The following is a 16,346-nucleotide window of genomic DNA, read 5'->3' as shown; positions in this document are numbered from 1 at the left end:
GCTTATTGGCGTCGCAGTGGTCGTGAATCGGTTCTACACGGCGCCAGAGGTGCCGAGCAGCGATCCGATCAGGAATGTGGCAGCGAGAGCCAGAGCGCCGCCGACGACGATGCGGATCACCGGGCGCAGAGCCGGGCTGCCGCCGACCCGTGCGCTGATGTATCCGGTCGCGGCGAGAGCGATCAGCACCACCATGAAGGTCACCGGAACCCTCAGCTCCGGCGGAGGGAGCAGGATCGCCAGCAGCGGCAGCACGGCGCCGAGGAAGAACGCCAGCGCTGAGGCGCCGGCGGCGGCGAGCGGACTGGCGACCGCTTCCTCGTCCAACCCGAGTTCCGCTTCCAGGTGTGCGGTCAGAGCGTCGTTCTCGGTCAGCTCGCGGGCGACCTGATGCGCTGTCTCCGGGGTCAGGCCGCGCGCCTGGTACAGCCAGGCGAGCTCCTCGAGCTCCCCGGCAGGATCCTCCGCCAGCTCGACGCGCTCCTTCGCGATCAGCGCACGTTGGCTGTCGCTCTGGCTGCTCACCGACACGTACTCGCCGAGCGCCATCGAGATTGCCCCGCCGACCACGCCCGCGACCCCTGCCGTCAGGATCGGCGCCGTCGCGGTCGTCGCACCGGCGACGCCCACGACGAGCGCGGCGACCGAGATGATGCCGTCGTTCGCGCCGAGCACTCCTGCCCGCAACCAGTTCAGTCGCCCCGAGATGGCACTGTCGTGCGGCTCCGCGCGGGGAGAGGAGGGCGGAGGTGCTGAGGCGGTCGACATGGGGGTCATGCAAGCACCGCGGCCCTCGGATCGCCAGCCAGGACAGGCTGCCCAACTGACGCAGCATTCCCTGATTGCGCTCGGAGGGTCCGGAACCCCCGCCCGGCGGCCACGCTCGACAAAATACCCCCGGGGGTATAATTTGATCATGAGTTCCTACTGAAAGGGGAAGTGATGCTGCTCGAACGCTTCTACGACGACGACCTCGCCCAGGCGAGCTACCTCATCGGCTGCCAGGCCACCGGAGACGCGGTGGTCGTGGACCCGCGACGGGACGTCCAGGTCTACCTCGACACCGCCGCCCGCAACGGGATGCGCATCGTCGCGGTGACCGAGACCCACATCCACGCCGACTACCTCTCCGGCACGCGCGAGCTCGCCCGCGCCACCGGCGCTGAGATCTTCGTTTCGGGGGAGGGCGGCGTCGACTGGCAGTACGGCTTCGACGCGACCCGGCTGCACGACGGTGACGTCATCCCCATCGGCAACCTGCGCCTGCAGGCCCGCCACACGCCCGGTCACACGCCGGAGCACCTCGTGTTCCTCGTCAGCGACGGCGCCCTCACTCAGGACCCCGGCTACCTGCTCTCCGGCGACTTCGTGTTCGTCGGCGACCTCGGCCGCCCCGATCTGCTGGATGAAGCGGCGGGCGGTCAGGACACGCGGTTCCAGGGCGCGCAGGACCTCTTCGACAGCCTCAAGCGCGTCCTCCTCACCCTTCCCGATCACGTGCAGATCCACCCTGCGCACGGCTCGGGCAGCGCCTGCGGCAAGGCGCTGGGCGCGATCGCGTCGACCACCGTCGGCTACGAGCGCCTCTACACCTGGTGGGGTCCCTACCTCGCGGCGGATGACCGGGACGGGTTCGTCCGTGAGCTGCTCGACGGGCAGCCCGATGCGCACGCCTACTTCGCCCGCATGAAGCGCGAGAACCGCGATGGCCCGGCCGTGCTCGGACCCCTGTCCGAACTGGCGGCGGTGACGTCCGAGGACGCCGCCGAGCTGCTCCGCGACGACGACGTGATCCTGGTGGACACCCGTCCCCCGGCCGACGTGCGCGCCGGCTCGGTACCCGGTGCTCTGGCGATCCCCGCGACGGGGAAGACCGCCGCGTGGGGTGCCTGGGCGGTGGACCCGGAGCAGGAGAAGCGCCCCCTCCTTCTCCTGGTCGATGGGCCGGAGCAGGCCGATTACGTGCGCGATCACCTGATCCGCGTCGGGATCGACTCCTTCGCCGGCTACCTCACGACCCTCGACGGGCTCGAGACGCGACCCTCCGCCACCATCGCCCCCGACGAGGTCGAGGACGTCGAGGACGCCTTCGTGCTCGACGTGCGCGAGGCGAGCGAGTACGCCGCCGGGCACGTCCCCGGAGCGACACGGATCGGCGCGGGACGCGTGCTGTGGGAGACCGACCGGCTCCCGAAGGACCGGACGATCATCAGCTACTGCCAGAGCGGCGCCCGGAACATCATCGCCAGCCAGGCGCTGCGCCGAGCCGGGTTCCCCGTCATCGAGATCGAGGGCAGCTACCTCGGCTACTCCCGCGCTCAGCAGAACGCCGACGCACCCACCGCCTGAGACACCCTCCTCACGGCTTCCCGCCCGCCGCGCCCGACCCTGGCGCGTCCTACTCACGCGCCCGAACTCGGGCGCGGCGGGCGGACACCGGCCCGAGCGCGAGTGTCCCCTCGCCGGACTGCCGGGCCCCGCCGCCCGGCATCTCACCCGTGCCGGCCACGGCCTACCTCTTCGCTTCCAACCATCGGCGACGCCCGCCTTCGGTGTTTCCGCGCTCTCGAAAGGGCAACCATGACGACTACTTCTTTCCCTCTCACCGTCGACTCGAGCACCCTCCAGCAGTGGGTCAGCGAGCACGAGGACCTGCTCGTCATCGACGTGCGCTCCGCAGCTGAGTTCGAGTCGCTGCACATCCGCGGCTCCTTCAACGTGCCCCTGCCGCTGCTGTCCGAGCACACCGACCAGCTCGCCGAGCGCCTCGGGAGCCGCGTCGTGCTGGCCTGCCAGTCCGGGGTCCGTGCGGAGCAGGCTCGACAGCGCCTGGCCGCGACCGGCCTCACCGGCGTCTACGTCCTGGCCGACGGGGTGCCCGGCTACGCCGCCGCCGGCGGCGACGTCGTCCGGGGTGCTGAACGGTGGGCGATGGACCGCCAGGTCCGCTTCGCCGCCGGCGTCCTCGTCCTCCTGGGACTTGTCGGCGGACGCATCATCGGGTCTCCGCTGCGTCTGCTGTCCGGCGCGATCGGGGCGGGTCTGACGTTCTCGGCTGCGGTGAACAGCTGCCCGATGGCCTCCGTCCTCGGACGACTGCCGTGGAACAAGGCTGTCGTCGAGCCGACAGCCACCGGCGCCATCACTCAGATCCCGGTCCGGAGCGCAGCCTGATGGGTCTACTCGACCGCCTGTTCCGCCGCTCCTCCCGCACCGTCTCCGTCGCGCAAGCGAAGGAGCTCGTGCTCTTCGGCGCGACCCTGGTCGACGTGCGCACCGCACAGGAGTGGCGCACTGGCCACGCCGCAGGAGCGAAGCACGTGCCCCTGGACACGTTGCAGAGCACGAGCGCAGGGATCCGGAAGGACCGTCCCGTGGTGCTCATGTGCCAGTCCGGCGTCCGCTCCGCATCCGCGGCACGCCTTCTCGCCGACCGCGGCTACACCACCCACTCCCTGCGCGGCGGGATCACCGCCTGGCGCTCCGCCGGCGAACCCCTCCGCTGACCCCTCCCCGCGAGGCAGCACCCCGCTCACCACTTGAAGGAGAACCGATGAACGAGATCACCGTCACCGAAGCCGACCGTCGTCGTCCGACGAGCCAGATCCTCGACGTCCGCGAAAACGACGAGGTCGCCACCGGCATGATCCCCGGCGCCCTGCACGTGCCGATGGGGCAGCTGGGGCAGCGCCTCTCCGAGCTCTCGCCCACACAGCCGATCATCGTCGTCTGCCGCAGCGGACGCCGCAGCGCCGCCGCGGCAGCCGCACTCGCCGGCGCCGGCTTCACCGCCGACACGATGGCCGGCGGGATGGACGCCTGGACCCTCGCCGGCCTCCCCACCACCTGACCTCGGACCGATGACCGTCCACACCCTCACCACGGACACGATCGACACCGAGACGACAGCGCACGACGTCGCTCTCATCAGCTACGGGGCGAGCTGGTGCGGTCCCTGCCGAGCCTTCGCACCCGTGTTCGCGAGCCTCTCCGAGCACTACCCGTCGGTCCTCTTCGCCACCGTGGACATCGAAGCCGAACCGTTTCTCGCCCGAGCAGCCGGAATCCGCTCCATCCCCACAGTCCTCCTCCTGCGCCGTGGCGAGGTGGTGCGCCGCCACTCCGGCGTCCTCGCCGCCGCGGCCCTCGCCGACCTCGCGGAGAGCGCCCTCACCCACCCGACGATCCGGAAGACCGCATGAGTCTCATCTCCCTCCCTCTCGGGCTCCTCATCGGAGCGGTCCTCGGTCTGGTCGGCGCCGGCGGCTCGATCATCGCCGTCCCCGCCCTCGTCTACGGCGTCGGTCTGTCGACCGACGAGGCCGTCCCCGCATCCCTGATCGTGGTCGGACTGGCCGCGCTCACCGCCGTGATCCCCCGACTCCGACGCGCGATCGACTGGCGCACCGCCGCCCTCGTCGGCGCCGCAGGAATCCCTGCCGCGTGGGTCGGCTCCCAGGTCAACAAAGTCCTCGACCCGGACGTGCTGATGCTGCTCTTCGCCGCCCTCATGGTCGCCGCCGGCATCCGCATGCTCACCGCCCCACCCACCGGACACGACCACCGGGTCCGCCTCTACGCACTCCGCGCCATCGGAGTCGGCCTGGTCGTCGGATTCCTCACCGGCCTGCTCGGCATCGGCGGGGGATTCCTCATCACCCCGGCTCTCATCCTCCTTCTCGGCCTGTCCGCCGGCACCGCGGTCGGCACCTCGCTGGTCATCATCGTGATCAACTCCGCCGCCGGCCTCAGCGCCCACCTCCCCGGCGCCGCCCTCGACTGGCCCGTCATCCTCCTGTTCAGCGGCGCAGCGATTGCCGGATCCCTCGTCGCCTCCCGCTACGCCTCCCGCCTCCCGGACAGAACCGTCAAGATCGTCTTCGCCGTACTCGTCCTCCTCGTCGCCGTGTTCGTCGCGTTCGTCAGCATCGCGGGACTCCTTACCCGCTGACGCTCTCGCAACGAGACGGCCAAGCGATCGAGAATCGCGCCACAGCCTCAATGTCGATACCCCCAGGGGTACTCTGATTCGGAAGCTGCCACATACCCGCAGCATCAGATCACTCGACGCGCACCACGCGCCGCGAACAGGAAGAACGAGCATGACCGACACCGCTGGCCAACTCCACGACACGGACGCCATCCGGAAGATCGCGAACCGCCTCAAGCGCGCGCAGGGACAGCTCACCGCCGTGATCACCGCGGTCGAGAACGGCGGCGACTGCCGAGACGTCGTCACCCAGCTCTCCGCCGTCTCCAGCGCCCTGGATCGGGCAGGCTTCGCAATCATCTCCACCGCCATGCGTCAGTGCCTCATCACCGACGACGCGGACTCCGCCGACGACGACGCGGCTGACGCCCCTCCGCGCAAGCTCACCGTGGAAGAGCTCGAGAAGCTCTTCCTCACCCTCGCCTGAACTGGCACAGCAACGCGCCGCAGTTTGCCTTCTGCCACGGCGGAGGAACGCACATCGCTGATGCGGTGCCGCGTCAGCTTCCGCCGGGTCCTGTCCCGCGAGCGCATCGCACTGATGACCCACGGACCCGCCGCCGACACCTGGCGAGACACGATCTTCATCGAGCGGCTTCGACCCGACTAGTCGGCGTTCGACGCCATGCCGGGTCCTTGACTTCCGACAAGAACTGAAATCTGTAGGCTCGCGCTAGGCCGCGACGTGGCTCCAGATCGGTGAGTAGACGTTGCCGTCCCCCTCGTTTCAAGCCATACTGATGACGCATGGATACACGTGCGCCCGAAGCCAGCCACCCGGCTGGCTTTCTGCGTTAACGGGCGGTACGCGCCTCAAGCAGGCTCTAGACGCTCCTCGGTCGCGGCGCCAGGCCGCGGCACTGCGATTCTCAGCGGAACGATGTCACCCCCTACCTTGATGATGGGCACTCGATCTGTCGCCCGACCAGCCGGCCTTGAGCCGGCTTTTTTCATGCCCAGGATCCGAGCAGTTCGCGCTCTCCTGGCCCACTCCTCTCCTGCCGGCACCCGAATGGTTGCCGGTAAGGAGTAGAACCGAGTCGACCGGCTCGGTGCCATCTGGACGCGCTCGTGCGTTCACCCCGCGGAGGTCACATTGCTGAACTCGCTGATCGAGATGCTGCTGAAGGAGGTGGACCCCAACGTCGCGCTCGTGTGCATCACGAGCTACTGCGGACTCCGATTCATGGTGAAGAAGATCGAGGACTTCCTCGTCATCTTCCTCCCTAGCAAGGAGCCCGCTCGACGCAAGGCCCTCCTCCAGCGAAGCCGACGCCCCAAGGCGTAACTCGAAATCGCCCCTCCTCCGTGGAGGGGAGAGCTCTGTCTACTATCGCCTCACAAAACAGTAGCTTTCTGAGACGCATCGTCCGGCGATCGTTCAACGCTCAGTGGGTCCGGGTTCTCGGGACGTCGGCCGTCTCGGAAAGACGTCTTGCCGTATTTCGTCTCAGGAGGGGATGCGGAGGGTGTTTCCGAGTCAGAATGAGCTCGTGAGGCTTCTGGGTTATACGCGTGTGAGTACGTCGAGTCAGGACGCGCAGCTGCAGCTCGACGCGCTCGTCACCGCCGGCGTGCAGAAGCGCGACGTCTTCGCGGACGTCACCTCGGGGAGCAAGACCGCGATCGAGCGGACCGGGATGAAGAAGCTCCTCGAGTACGCCGAGGACGGCGACACCGTGGTCGTCTGGCGAGTCGACCGCCTCGGCCGCTCCCTGATCGACGTGCTGAACACGGTGAACCTGCTGCGCGAGCGCGGGGTGCAGGTCCGGTCGATCTCGGACGGCATCGACCCGTCGACATCGACGGGCCGGCTGATGTTGAACATGCTCGCCACGCTCGCGGAGTACGAGCGGGAACTCATCGTGGAACGGGTCAACGCCGGTATCGCGGCCGCCCGCGCGAACGGCACCCGATTCGGCCGGCCTCTGTCGGATCCGGTCGTGATCGCGGACAAGCTCGCGATCGCCGCAGATGCGCGAGCGCGCGGTCGCACCGCCGAGGACGCGGCTCGTCTCGTCGGGTGGAGTCGCGCGACGCTCTACCGCCACCAGCAGGCCCACGCGGCCCGCGAGAGTGCAGCGATGTAGCGACTGATGGACGGCCTCGAGCGGTGGCGGATCCTTCGACTTCACGTCGAAGATCAGGTCCCCCTCGCGGCCCTCGCCCGCGAGAGCGGCATCGGCACGCGGACGCTGCAGCGCTGGCATCAGCTCTATAAAAGGGACGGGCTCGCCGGGCTCGACGACACTGCGAGGACGGACAAGGGCGGCCGGCGCACGGATCCGGCGACCGTCACCGCCATCGAGCGGCTCGCCCTGACCCGGCCTCGACCGTCGATCGCGACGTTACATCGCCTCACCGCCAAGGAGTGCCTGCGCGACGGCCGGCCAGCGCCCAGCTACGCGACCGTCCGTCAGATCGTGCAGGCCCTCGACCCCGCGCTCGTCACCCTCGCGTTGGAGGGCCCGGCTTCCTATCGCGACCGCCACGAGCTGGTGTTCCGCCGTCGCGCGGAACGGCCGAACCAGATCTGGCAGGCCGACCACACCGAACTCGACATCCTCATCGTCGGAGCGAACGGCAAGCCCGACCGCCCCTGGCTGACGACCGTCATGGATGATCACTCCCGCGCGATCTGCGGCTACATGCTCTTCACCGGGGCACCCTCGTCGCTGAACACCGCTCTCGCCTTGCGGCAGGCGATCTGGCGGAAGACCGACCCGGCATGGGCGATGTGCGGGATCCCCGACGTGCTGCACGTCGACCACGGCTCCGACTTCACCAGCCACCACCTCGAACGCACCGCCGTCGAGCTGCACCTCCGGCTCATCTTCTCGACCGCCGGCCGACCTCAGGGGCGCGGCAAGATCGAGCGCTTCTTCGGCACCATCAACACCGAAGTCCTCCCGACCCTCCCCGGCCACCTCGGCCCCGGGAACCGAAGCCCGCAGCCCGTGCTCGACCTCCCGGGCGTGGACCAGGCGATCGGCGCCTTCATCGCCACCTACAACCAGCGCACCCACCAGGAGCTCGGTATCTCCCCGCGCGACGCGTGGGTCGCGGACGGCTGGATACCCCGCATGCCCGACACCCTCGACGAGCTCGACGGCCTGCTACTCACCGTCCCGACCCATCGCACTGTGCAGCGAGACGGCATCCACTTCCAGGGGCAGCGTTACCTCGCGCCCACCCTCGCCCCGTTCGTTGGACACACCGTCACCATCCGCTACGACCCCCGCGACCTCTCCGAGATCCGCGTCTACGACCACGACACCTTCCTCTGCGTCGCCGTCGACGAAGCCCACCCCAACATCCGCCTCACCCTCCGCGACATCGAAGCCGCCCGCCGCGCCCGCCGCCACGAACTCCGCCGCACCATCAACGACCGCATCCCCACCGTCGCCCACCGCGAAGAACCCCACCTCGCGGACCCCACCCCGCGCAAGAAACGACTCCGCACCTACGAGGAAGAGTGATGACCCAGACCTTCATCGCCACCAAGGAACACCGCCGCTTCACCGAGTTCGCGAACGCGGTGAAGAAGGAACGCACCATCGGCATCTGCCACGGCGACGCCGGAGTCGGCAAGACCAACTCCGCCCGCCGCTACGCCAACTGGGACACCCTCGAGCCCTACATCACCGCGTGGGGCCCACGGAGCGAGGACGACGCGAAACACAACGCGCTCGCGCATCGCTCCCGCACCGTCTTCTACACACCCGAGGTACTGCCGCGACCCAAGGACCTCATGCGAGAGATCGGCAAGTGGCAGGCTCACCTCGGCATTTGCATCGATGAGCACCTCCGCACCATCGGGAAGGTCGCCGGCGTGCACAACGGCGACACCACTCGGCGGGTCGAGATGCTCATCGTCGACGAAGCCGAGCGGCTCACGCCCACCGCGCTCGAGCTGCTCCGCGACGAACACGACCGCACCCACCTCGCGATAATCCTGATCGGCATGCCCGGCATCGATCAGCGCTTCCGCCACTACCCCCAGCTCTACAGCCGCCTCGGCTTCTCCCACCGCTACCGCGCCCTCGGCCGAGACGAACTCCTCTTCGTCCTCGACCGACACTGGAAACGCCTCGGACGCACCCTCAACCCCGACGACTTCACCGACGCCCAAGCCATCGCCGCCATCGAACGCATCACCCGCGGGAACTTCCGCCTCCTCGAACGACTCTTCCCCCAGATCAGCCGCGTGCTCAAGATCAACGAACTCGAGACGATCACCGACGACGTCATCGAAGCTGCCGCCAGCGTCCTCGTCATCGGGAGCTGACCGGCGCCACCGAGCGATCAGAGAACGCCGCCATCGAGCAAGCAACTCCACATACGAGAACGTCGCCACGCGGTCGAAGACTCGATGGCTAGGTGTTCCGGTGAACGATCGGCTACCGGAATGGCTACCCGTTGATGACCGGCGGCGTGCCAGCGGGGGTGACTGACCATCGAAGGACGCCCGCGCCCTCGGGATCCAGCTCGAAGTCTTTCACTCGATGGGCCATCACTTCGATGTCGTGACCGATGGAGCAGTGGGTCCCGTTCCAGTTCCAGTGAGGCAGGTAGGGGGCGGGGTGGCCCTTTATGCGGACGTACGGGAAGAGGTCGCTGGGGTACTCGCTCGTGAAGGCCTGATAGAGACCGAGCAGCGCCCCCTCGATCACCTTTGCGGGCGTGTCCTGGGGGAATACTGCGAGTGTCGAACCGGGAGGCGTAGTGGGCCAGTTTGAAGAGGCGTGGCCCTGAGTGTGTGACCAAGTGATAACCCAGGCCGACCGCGTTTTCTTCATTAGGCAACCCAGAGGGCAGCGAAGTTGCCGGCGGTACCGATCAGGATTCCAGCGACCAGCACTATCACCGCTCCTCGTTGGCGTGCTCGGGAGTCGAGGAGGAAGGCGATTACGTCGCCGGCAGAGTCGTTCATCGTCGATGCACCGTCTGCGCCACCCCCGTCGATCGTGTTCCGATTCGGGCTAACTGCGAGGCGGCGCGCCGTCTGCATCTCTAACAGGATCAGGAGGACGCCAGCGAGCTGTAGAAGTGCGGCGGCCGCGAACAATGCGCCGGCGATCGAGCGTGGGAGTTCCATGCGCAAAGCGTAACGATGGGCTGTTATGTCTCAGGACATCGGTGACAGTTCTGCATCAAGGCATCGGTGACAGCCAGGGTCATTCTGGTGGTGACACTCCGGTTGAGCAGGAGGCGCCACGTGCGGTTCTGTCGCGGCGGCTGGCTTCGGCGCAGATTTCGTGGCGAGCGCGTGCTGCAGTACGCCGTCCCGCTCCTTGACGGAATACCAGCGGGGGGTATGATGTTCTCCTGAGAGTACCCCTATGGGGTATCTGGATCGAGTGAAGGAGAACAGTTATGAGCACCACTGAGTACGCGGTGACCGGGATGACCTGCAGTCACTGTGAGCGGTCCGTCACCGAAGAGGTTTCGCAGATCCCCGGCGTCAGCGCCGTTGATGTCTCTGCCGCTTCCGGCCGTCTGGTGATCACGACCGAGGCCCCTGTGGAGGATGCTGCGGTGCTGGCTGCGGTCGATGAGGCCGGCTACGCCGCGACTCGCGCCTAGCCACCCGCACTTCCCGGACGTTTGGAGACCTGATGCCTCACCCTGATGCGACCGCTGACCGTGGCGTGGAACTCGACATCGGCGGCATGACGTGCGCGTCGTGCGCGATGCGAATCGAGAAGAAGCTGAACCGGCTCGATGGGGTGACAGCGACGGTGAACTACGCGACGGAGAAAGCACGCGTGGCCGTCCCGGCCGGGTACGACGAGCAACTACTCATCAGCGAGATCGAGAAGACCGGATACACCGCAGCTCGGCCGTCAGTGCCGGCCGAGCCGGCCGACGCTGACGCGCCTGATGCGGAACTGACGAGCCTGCGGAACCGCCTGATCGGTAGCGTGATCCTCACGGTGCCGGTGATCGTGCTCGCGATGATCCCGGTGCTGCAGTTCACGTACTGGCAGTGGCTGTCGTTGACACTCGCGGCTCCGGTAATCGTGTGGGCGGGCTGGCCTTTCCACAAGGCCGCGTTCACGAACCTGCGCCATGGTGCTGCAACAATGGACACGCTGGTGTCGGTCGGAACGTTGGCGGCGTTCGCCTGGTCGCTGTACGCATTGTTCTTCGGCATGGCCGGAATGCCCGGCATGACGCACGGATTCGAGTTCACAGCCGACCCGCTGGGCGGATCGAGCAACATCTACCTTGAGGTCGCTGCCGGGGTGACCATGTTCGTGCTCGCCGGGCGCTACTTCGAGAAGCGGTCCAAACGACAAGCCGGTGCGGCATTGCGTGCGCTGCTGCAGCTCGGCGCGAAGGAGGTCGCCGTGCTCCGCCAGGGGCGTGAGCTCCTGATCCCGATCGAAGAATTGTCGGTCGGTGATGAGTTCGTGGTGCGGCCGGGTGAGAAGATCGCGACCGACGGCGTCGTGGTCGACGGTCGCAGTGCTGTGGACGCGTCGATGTTGACGGGCGAGTCGGTGCCGGTCGAGGTCTCCGAAGGGGACGCGGTTGCTGGAGCGACGGTAAACGCAGGGGGCAGGCTGGTTGTGCGTGCGACGAAGATCGGCACACACACCCAGTTGGCACGGATGGCGCAGCTGGTCGAGGACGCTCAATCGGGCAAGGCTGATGTGCAGCGGCTCGCCGACCGTCTGTCAGGAATATTCGTCCCGATCGTATTCGCGCTGGCGGTCATCACTTTCGCCGGCTGGTTGCTCGCCGGGTGGCCGCTCGAGGCGGCCTTCACCTCGGCGGTCGCGGTGTTGATCATCGCTTGCCCGTGCGCGCTTGGACTCGCGACACCGACGGCACTGCTGGTCGGCACCGGCCGTGGAGCTCAGCTCGGCATCCTCATCAAGGGTCCTGAAGTACTCGAGTCCACGCGCCGTATCGACACCATCGTGCTGGACAAGACTGGAACGGTCACCACTGGGCGGATGAGTGTCCGCCAGGTGCTCCCGGCTGCCGGCACGTCGACCGAGGAGCTGCTGCGGATCGCGGGCGCTGTGGAGCACGCCTCCGAACACCCCATCGCTCGTGCCATCGCCACTGAGGCTGCCACTCATGGCGAACTCCCACCGGTTGAGTCGTTCCAGAACCGGGAAGGACTGGGCGTCGAGGCGATCGTCGAACAGCACTCGGTGATCGTCGGACGTGAAAGCCTGCTGGCCGACTGGTCACTGGAGCTGCCTCCGGAGCTCACCGAGCAGAAGGCAGCTGCCGAAGCCAACGGGGCGACCGCCGTGGCCGTCGCCTGGGACGGTCTGGTGCGTGGCATCATCACCGTCGCGGACGCGGTCAAGCCCAGCAGTGCCGAAGCCATCGCCGAACTTCGTCGGCTCGGTCTCGATCCGATCCTGCTCACCGGAGACAACCGGTCCGTCGCGGACCGGATTGCCAGTGAGGTCGGCATCAGCACGGTCATCGCGGAGGTCCTACCCGAGGGAAAGGTTGACGTGATCCGTCGCCTGCAGGCAGAAGGTCGAAGCGTGGCGATGGTCGGCGACGGTGTGAACGATGCCGCAGCCCTTGCCACCGCTGACTTGGGGTTGGCGATGGGCACGGGAACGGACGCTGCTATCGAAGCAGCCGATCTGACCCTCGTGCGCGGCGATCTGCGCGTCGCGGGTGACGCCATCCGTCTGGCCAGGCGTACGCTCGGCACCATCAAAGGCAACCTGTTTTGGGCGTTCGCGTACAACGTCGCAGCGATCCCCCTGGCTGCCTTCGGTCTGCTGAACCCGATGATCGCCGGCGCGGCGATGGCCTTCTCCAGCGTCTTCGTCGTCGGCAACAGCCTCCGACTGCGCAGCTTCTCCAGCCGCATCACAACCTCACCGTCACCGACGGCACTCCGAGACACCACGTCCGCAACCGAAAGGATCGCCGCATGAGCGACAACTGCTGCACCCCAACCCACCAGCACACTGCCGCATCCGCCCCAGCAGGCCGGGATCTGCTCGCCGGAACCCCCACCACAGACGTCGCGGAATGTCCCGTGATGAAGGGCCGCACGGTGGTGAAAGCCACCGCCGAAGCGGCTGGCCTCGTCCGCGACTACGACGGCAACCGGTACTGGCTGTGCTGCGCCGGATGCGGGCCGGCGTTCGACGCCGACCCAGCCCGCTACGCCACGGCCTAACCAAGCCGCCTCACCCACTGACGCACCCCCCACGGAGCACGTCCCCGAACATCCACCGGCGAAGGAACCACCATGACTGACCACACCGGGCACCACACCCCGACACCACCTCAGGCGCCCACCGAGCACGCACCAGCACCGCACGGGGAGCACACGGGACACGCCGACCACGGCGAGCACCCCGACAACGCTCACGCCGGGCACGGTGGGCATGCCGGCCACGGGGACCACGTCGGTCAGTTCCGGCGCCTGTTCTGGATCATGCTCGTGCTCGCGGTCCCCGTCGTGGGGTTCTCGCCGATGTTCGCGATGATCCTCGGCTATCCGCTGCCCGACGCGGCATGGGTGGCGTGGATCTCCCCGGTGCTGGGCACTGTCATGTATGTGTGGGGAGGGCGACCATTCCTCACCGGGGCGGTCGGCGAACTGCGCACCCTGAAGCCGGGGATGATGCTGCTGATCGCGTTGGCGATCACGGTCGCGTTCCTCGCCTCCTGGGGCGCATCGCTCGGGCTGCTGGACCATGAACTCGACTTCTGGTGGGAACTCGCCCTGCTGATCGTGATCATGCTCCTCGGACACTGGATCGAGATGCGCTCCCTCGCCCAGACAAGCTCCGCCCTCGACTCCCTGGCGGCACTGCTGCCGGATGAGGCGGAGCGGGTCGAAGGTGACACCACGGTGACCGTCGCGCCCGCTGATCTCCGCCTTGATGATGTGGTCGTCGTGCGGCCGGGTGGGCGTGTGCCGTCGGATGGGCAGATCGTGTCCGGCTCGGCGAGCATGGACGAGTCGATGATCACCGGCGAGTCCAAGACCGTGCGTCGCAGCGAGGGCGACCAAGTCGTCGCCGGCACCGTGGCCACCGACTCCGGCCTGCGGGTCCGAATCACCGCGGTCGGTGAGGACACAACCCTGGCTGGCATCCAGCGCCTCGTCACCGAAGCCCAGAACTCCACTTCTCGGGCGCAACGGATCGCGGATGTCGCGGCACGGTGGCTTTTCTGGTTCGCGTTGGGCGCCGGCATCATCACGATGATCGTCTGGAACCTGATCGGGCTGCCCGATGAAGCCGTCGTGCGAACGATCACTGTCCTCGTGATCGCCTGCCCGCATGCGCTCGGGCTGGCCATTCCGCTGGTCGTCTCGATTGCCACCGAGCGGGCAGCGCGCGGCGGTGTCCTGATCAAGGACCGGCTGGCGTTGGAGAGCATGCGCACCGTCGACACGGTGCTGTTCGACAAGACCGGCACCCTCACCAAGGGTGAACCCACCGTGACCGCGATCGAACCGGCCGGCGACCTCACGGCAGACGACGTCCTCGCCCTGGCTGCTGCAGCCGAGACGGACTCGGAGCACCCGTTGGCGCGCGCCATCGTGACCGCAGCAACCCACCGAAGTCTGATGGTGCCTCGAGCCACCGACTTCTCCTCCTCGCCCGCGGTCGGCGTGTCCGCGACCGTCGACCGAACTCGCGTGCAGGTGGGCGGGCCGAACCTGCTCGAGCAAGCGCACCGAGCCGAGCTCCAGGTCGCCGACGAGTGGAGGCAGGACGGCGCGATCATCCTGCACGTGCTCCGCGATGGTGACGTCGTCGGTGCGCTGAAACTCGCCGACGAGATCCGCGAGGAGTCCCGGCAGGCCGTCGACGCACTCCACGCGAGCAACGTGCAGGTCGTGATGATCACGGGCGACGCGGAAGCCGTCGCGAGGTCCGTCGCCACCGAACTCGGCATCGACCGCTACTTCGCAGGCGTCCGGCCCGAGGACAAGGCCGACAAGGTGAAGGAGCTACAGAGCGAGCACCGCCGGGTGGCGATGGTCGGTGACGGTGTCAACGATGCTCCGGCTCTCGCACAAGCCGATGTCGGCATCGCGATCGGTGCCGGCACCGACGTTGCGATCGCGTCAGCAGGCGTCATCCTCGCCTCATCCGACCCACGTTCCGTGTTGAGCGTCATCGAACTCTCCCGGGCCAGCTACCGGAAGATGCGGCAGAACCTCTGGTGGGCCGCAGGCTACAACCTCATCTCCGTGCCGCTTGCCGCTGGCGTGCTGGCCCCGATCGGGTTCGTGCTCCCCATGTCTGTCGGTGCGATCCTGATGTCACTGTCTACGATCGTCGTAGCGTTGAACGCGCAACTGCTGCGTCGCCTGCAGCTCGACCCCGAGACGAGCGCCCGCACAGCTCTGGCCCAGAGCCCCCACAACACGCGAACTCCCGCCGCCGCAAGCAGGTGATCGAAGGAAGACGAATATGACCGACACCGCCCCAGTCCACGATGCCGTCCCTGCTGCGGACGCTTCGTCCGAGCAACCGCATCATGGGTACATCACCGACAAAGACCGCTACCTCACCCGGTTGAAGCGCATCGAGGGGCAGGCGCGCGGCATCTACCGGATGGTCGATCAGGAACAGTACTGCATCGACATCCTCACACAGGTCTCCGCGCTCACATCCGCGTTGGAGAGCGTCGCACTCGGGCTGCTGGACGACCACCTCAAACACTGCGTTGTGGATGCCGTCAAGCTTGGCGGTGAGGAGGGCGAAGCGAAGATCAAAGAAGCCTCAGACGCCATCGCCCGCCTGGTCCGCGCCTGACGCACGTCGGCCCTCCTCGGCGACACCTGGCCGACGTCGCAGACCGCACTTGAAGTGTCTGGCTATTTCTCAGCCACTCGCGCCTCGCCGCCGGTACTCTCAGGGGGTATACGTAGTCGGCCTCAGCTGGCGCGTCCAATACGGCCGCACGGGTCTGGAGGTGACATGGTTTCGTTCATCCGAGCATCAGCTCAACAACCACGTCGCCGTGGCCTTCGTCTGATGCTCCTCGGCGTCATTGCGCTCGGGGCGCTCCTACTGAGTGTGTTGGTCATGCATTCAGGAGCAACGTCGCTTTCGACACCCGCGCCCGCCCCCCGCCCAGCAGCAGCCGATACAGCCATGCTCCCCAGTGCCGCCGACAGTGGCACATTCGCGCCAACTCCCGCCCTTGCGGCATCGACGACTTGCGGGCGGTTCTGTGAACTTGATTGCGCGTTCATGGCGATGATGTGCGTCCTCCTGCTGACGCTCGCGAGCCTGCTACTGCTTGCCACGTCCCCGGCGACCTTCCGTCAGCTGCTCGAGTCCGGCCGGCGGTCCCTGACGTTCCTCGCAGACACTGCGATCCCCGCGCTACGGCC

19 protein-coding genes are annotated in these 16,346 nt (G+C 67.5%); 16 read left to right on the top strand and 3 right to left on the bottom strand.

The annotated features are described in order from the left end of the window. Nucleotides 1-33: 33 nt before the first annotated feature. Complete coding sequence (locus KXS11_RS17890) at nt 34-768, bottom strand: VIT1/CCC1 transporter family protein (protein WP_437387045.1); 735 nt, start codon at nt 766-768, stop codon at nt 34-36. A 174-nt stretch (nt 769-942) separates the two neighbouring features. On the opposite strand from KXS11_RS17890, the gene KXS11_RS17885 reads away from it, so the two are divergent. The 11 genes from KXS11_RS17885 to KXS11_RS17835 all read left to right on the top strand — a co-directional run bounded on the left by KXS11_RS17885 (nt 943) and on the right by KXS11_RS17835 (nt 9,278). Then, nucleotides 943-2,349: an MBL fold metallo-hydrolase gene (locus KXS11_RS17885; RefSeq protein WP_437387043.1), complete on the top strand. Its 1,407-nt coding sequence runs from the start codon at nt 943-945 to the stop codon at nt 2,347-2,349. A gap of 231 nt (nt 2,350-2,580) precedes the next feature. Further along, nucleotides 2,581-3,174, top strand: coding sequence for a rhodanese-like domain-containing protein (locus tag KXS11_RS17880; RefSeq protein WP_437387042.1), 594 nt, complete (start codon nt 2,581-2,583; stop codon nt 3,172-3,174). Next, a complete protein-coding gene (locus KXS11_RS17875) occupies nt 3,174-3,506 on the top strand; it encodes a rhodanese-like domain-containing protein (protein WP_437387041.1) in 333 nt (110 codons plus the stop codon). The genes KXS11_RS17880 and KXS11_RS17875 overlap by 1 nt, the downstream gene beginning before the upstream one ends. Before the next feature lie 47 nt (nt 3,507-3,553). Beyond that, entirely contained in the window at nt 3,554-3,850 is a 297-nt protein-coding gene (locus tag KXS11_RS17870) for a rhodanese-like domain-containing protein (RefSeq protein WP_159880508.1), read from the top strand. Between the two features lie 10 nt (nt 3,851-3,860). Beyond that, nucleotides 3,861-4,202, top strand: a complete 342-nt coding sequence (locus KXS11_RS17865) for a thioredoxin family protein (protein WP_437387040.1) — start codon at nt 3,861-3,863, stop codon at nt 4,200-4,202. Then, on the top strand, nt 4,199-4,951 hold the full coding sequence (locus KXS11_RS17860) for a sulfite exporter TauE/SafE family protein (RefSeq protein WP_437387039.1): 753 nt from the start codon (nt 4,199-4,201) through the stop codon (nt 4,949-4,951). Before KXS11_RS17865 ends, KXS11_RS17860 begins: the two co-directional genes overlap by 4 nt. 151 nt (nt 4,952-5,102) lie before the next feature. Beyond that, nucleotides 5,103-5,417, top strand: a complete 315-nt coding sequence (locus tag KXS11_RS17855) for a metal-sensitive transcriptional regulator (protein WP_437387038.1) — start codon at nt 5,103-5,105, stop codon at nt 5,415-5,417. A gap of 669 nt (nt 5,418-6,086) precedes the next feature. After that, on the top strand, nt 6,087-6,278 hold the full coding sequence (locus KXS11_RS17850; RefSeq protein WP_437387037.1) for a hypothetical protein: 192 nt from the start codon (nt 6,087-6,089) through the stop codon (nt 6,276-6,278). Between the two features lie 205 nt (nt 6,279-6,483). After that, nucleotides 6,484-7,080, top strand: coding sequence for a recombinase family protein (locus KXS11_RS17845; RefSeq protein WP_056865942.1), 597 nt, complete (start codon nt 6,484-6,486; stop codon nt 7,078-7,080). Nucleotides 7,081-7,086: 6 nt separating this feature from the next. After that, nucleotides 7,087-8,469 (top strand): Mu transposase C-terminal domain-containing protein, encoded by a 1,383-nt coding sequence (locus tag KXS11_RS17840; protein WP_437387036.1) that lies wholly within the window; start codon nt 7,087-7,089, stop codon nt 8,467-8,469. Next, the gene (locus KXS11_RS17835; RefSeq protein WP_437387035.1) at nt 8,469-9,278 is read left to right on the top strand and encodes an AAA family ATPase; all 810 of its coding nucleotides are present in this window, start codon (nt 8,469-8,471) and stop codon (nt 9,276-9,278) included. The genes KXS11_RS17840 and KXS11_RS17835 overlap by 1 nt, the downstream gene beginning before the upstream one ends. A 124-nt stretch (nt 9,279-9,402) precedes the next feature. Here the strand turns inward: KXS11_RS17835 and KXS11_RS17830 are convergent, their stop codons facing one another. Beyond that, nucleotides 9,403-9,789, bottom strand: a complete 387-nt coding sequence (locus KXS11_RS17830; RefSeq protein ID WP_437387034.1) for a hypothetical protein — start codon at nt 9,787-9,789, stop codon at nt 9,403-9,405. Next, a complete protein-coding gene (locus KXS11_RS17825) occupies nt 9,789-10,088 on the bottom strand; it encodes a hypothetical protein (protein WP_437387032.1) in 300 nt (99 codons plus the stop codon). The genes KXS11_RS17830 and KXS11_RS17825 overlap by 1 nt, the downstream gene beginning before the upstream one ends. A 278-nt stretch (nt 10,089-10,366) precedes the next feature. Here KXS11_RS17825 and KXS11_RS17820 point away from each other — a divergent pair, with 278 nt between their 5' ends. The 5 genes from KXS11_RS17820 to KXS11_RS17800 all read left to right on the top strand — a co-directional run bounded on the left by KXS11_RS17820 (nt 10,367) and on the right by KXS11_RS17800 (nt 15,762). Then, nucleotides 10,367-10,576 carry a heavy-metal-associated domain-containing protein gene (locus KXS11_RS17820; RefSeq protein ID WP_437387030.1) on the top strand — a complete coding sequence of 70 codons (210 nt, stop codon included), beginning with the start codon at nt 10,367-10,369 and terminating at the stop codon, nt 10,574-10,576. A gap of 32 nt (nt 10,577-10,608) precedes the next feature. After that, entirely contained in the window at nt 10,609-12,912 is a 2,304-nt protein-coding gene (locus tag KXS11_RS17815) for a heavy metal translocating P-type ATPase (protein ID WP_437387028.1), read from the top strand. Between the two features lie 122 nt (nt 12,913-13,034). Next, a complete protein-coding gene (locus KXS11_RS17810) occupies nt 13,035-13,160 on the top strand; it encodes a hypothetical protein (protein WP_437387026.1) in 126 nt (41 codons plus the stop codon). Between the two features lie 72 nt (nt 13,161-13,232). Next, entirely contained in the window at nt 13,233-15,401 is a 2,169-nt protein-coding gene (locus KXS11_RS17805) for a heavy metal translocating P-type ATPase (RefSeq protein ID WP_437387025.1), read from the top strand. Nucleotides 15,402-15,417: 16 nt separating this feature from the next. Further along, a complete protein-coding gene (locus KXS11_RS17800; RefSeq protein ID WP_437387024.1) occupies nt 15,418-15,762 on the top strand; it encodes a metal-sensitive transcriptional regulator in 345 nt (114 codons plus the stop codon). Nucleotides 15,763-16,346 lie beyond the last annotated feature (584 nt).

The sequence above is a fragment of the Plantibacter flavus genome, from assembly GCF_051487245.1.
Taxonomy (GTDB): domain Bacteria; phylum Actinomycetota; class Actinomycetes; order Actinomycetales; family Microbacteriaceae; genus Plantibacter; species Plantibacter flavus_B.
This window is presented reverse-complemented; position numbering and strand designations above follow the sequence as displayed.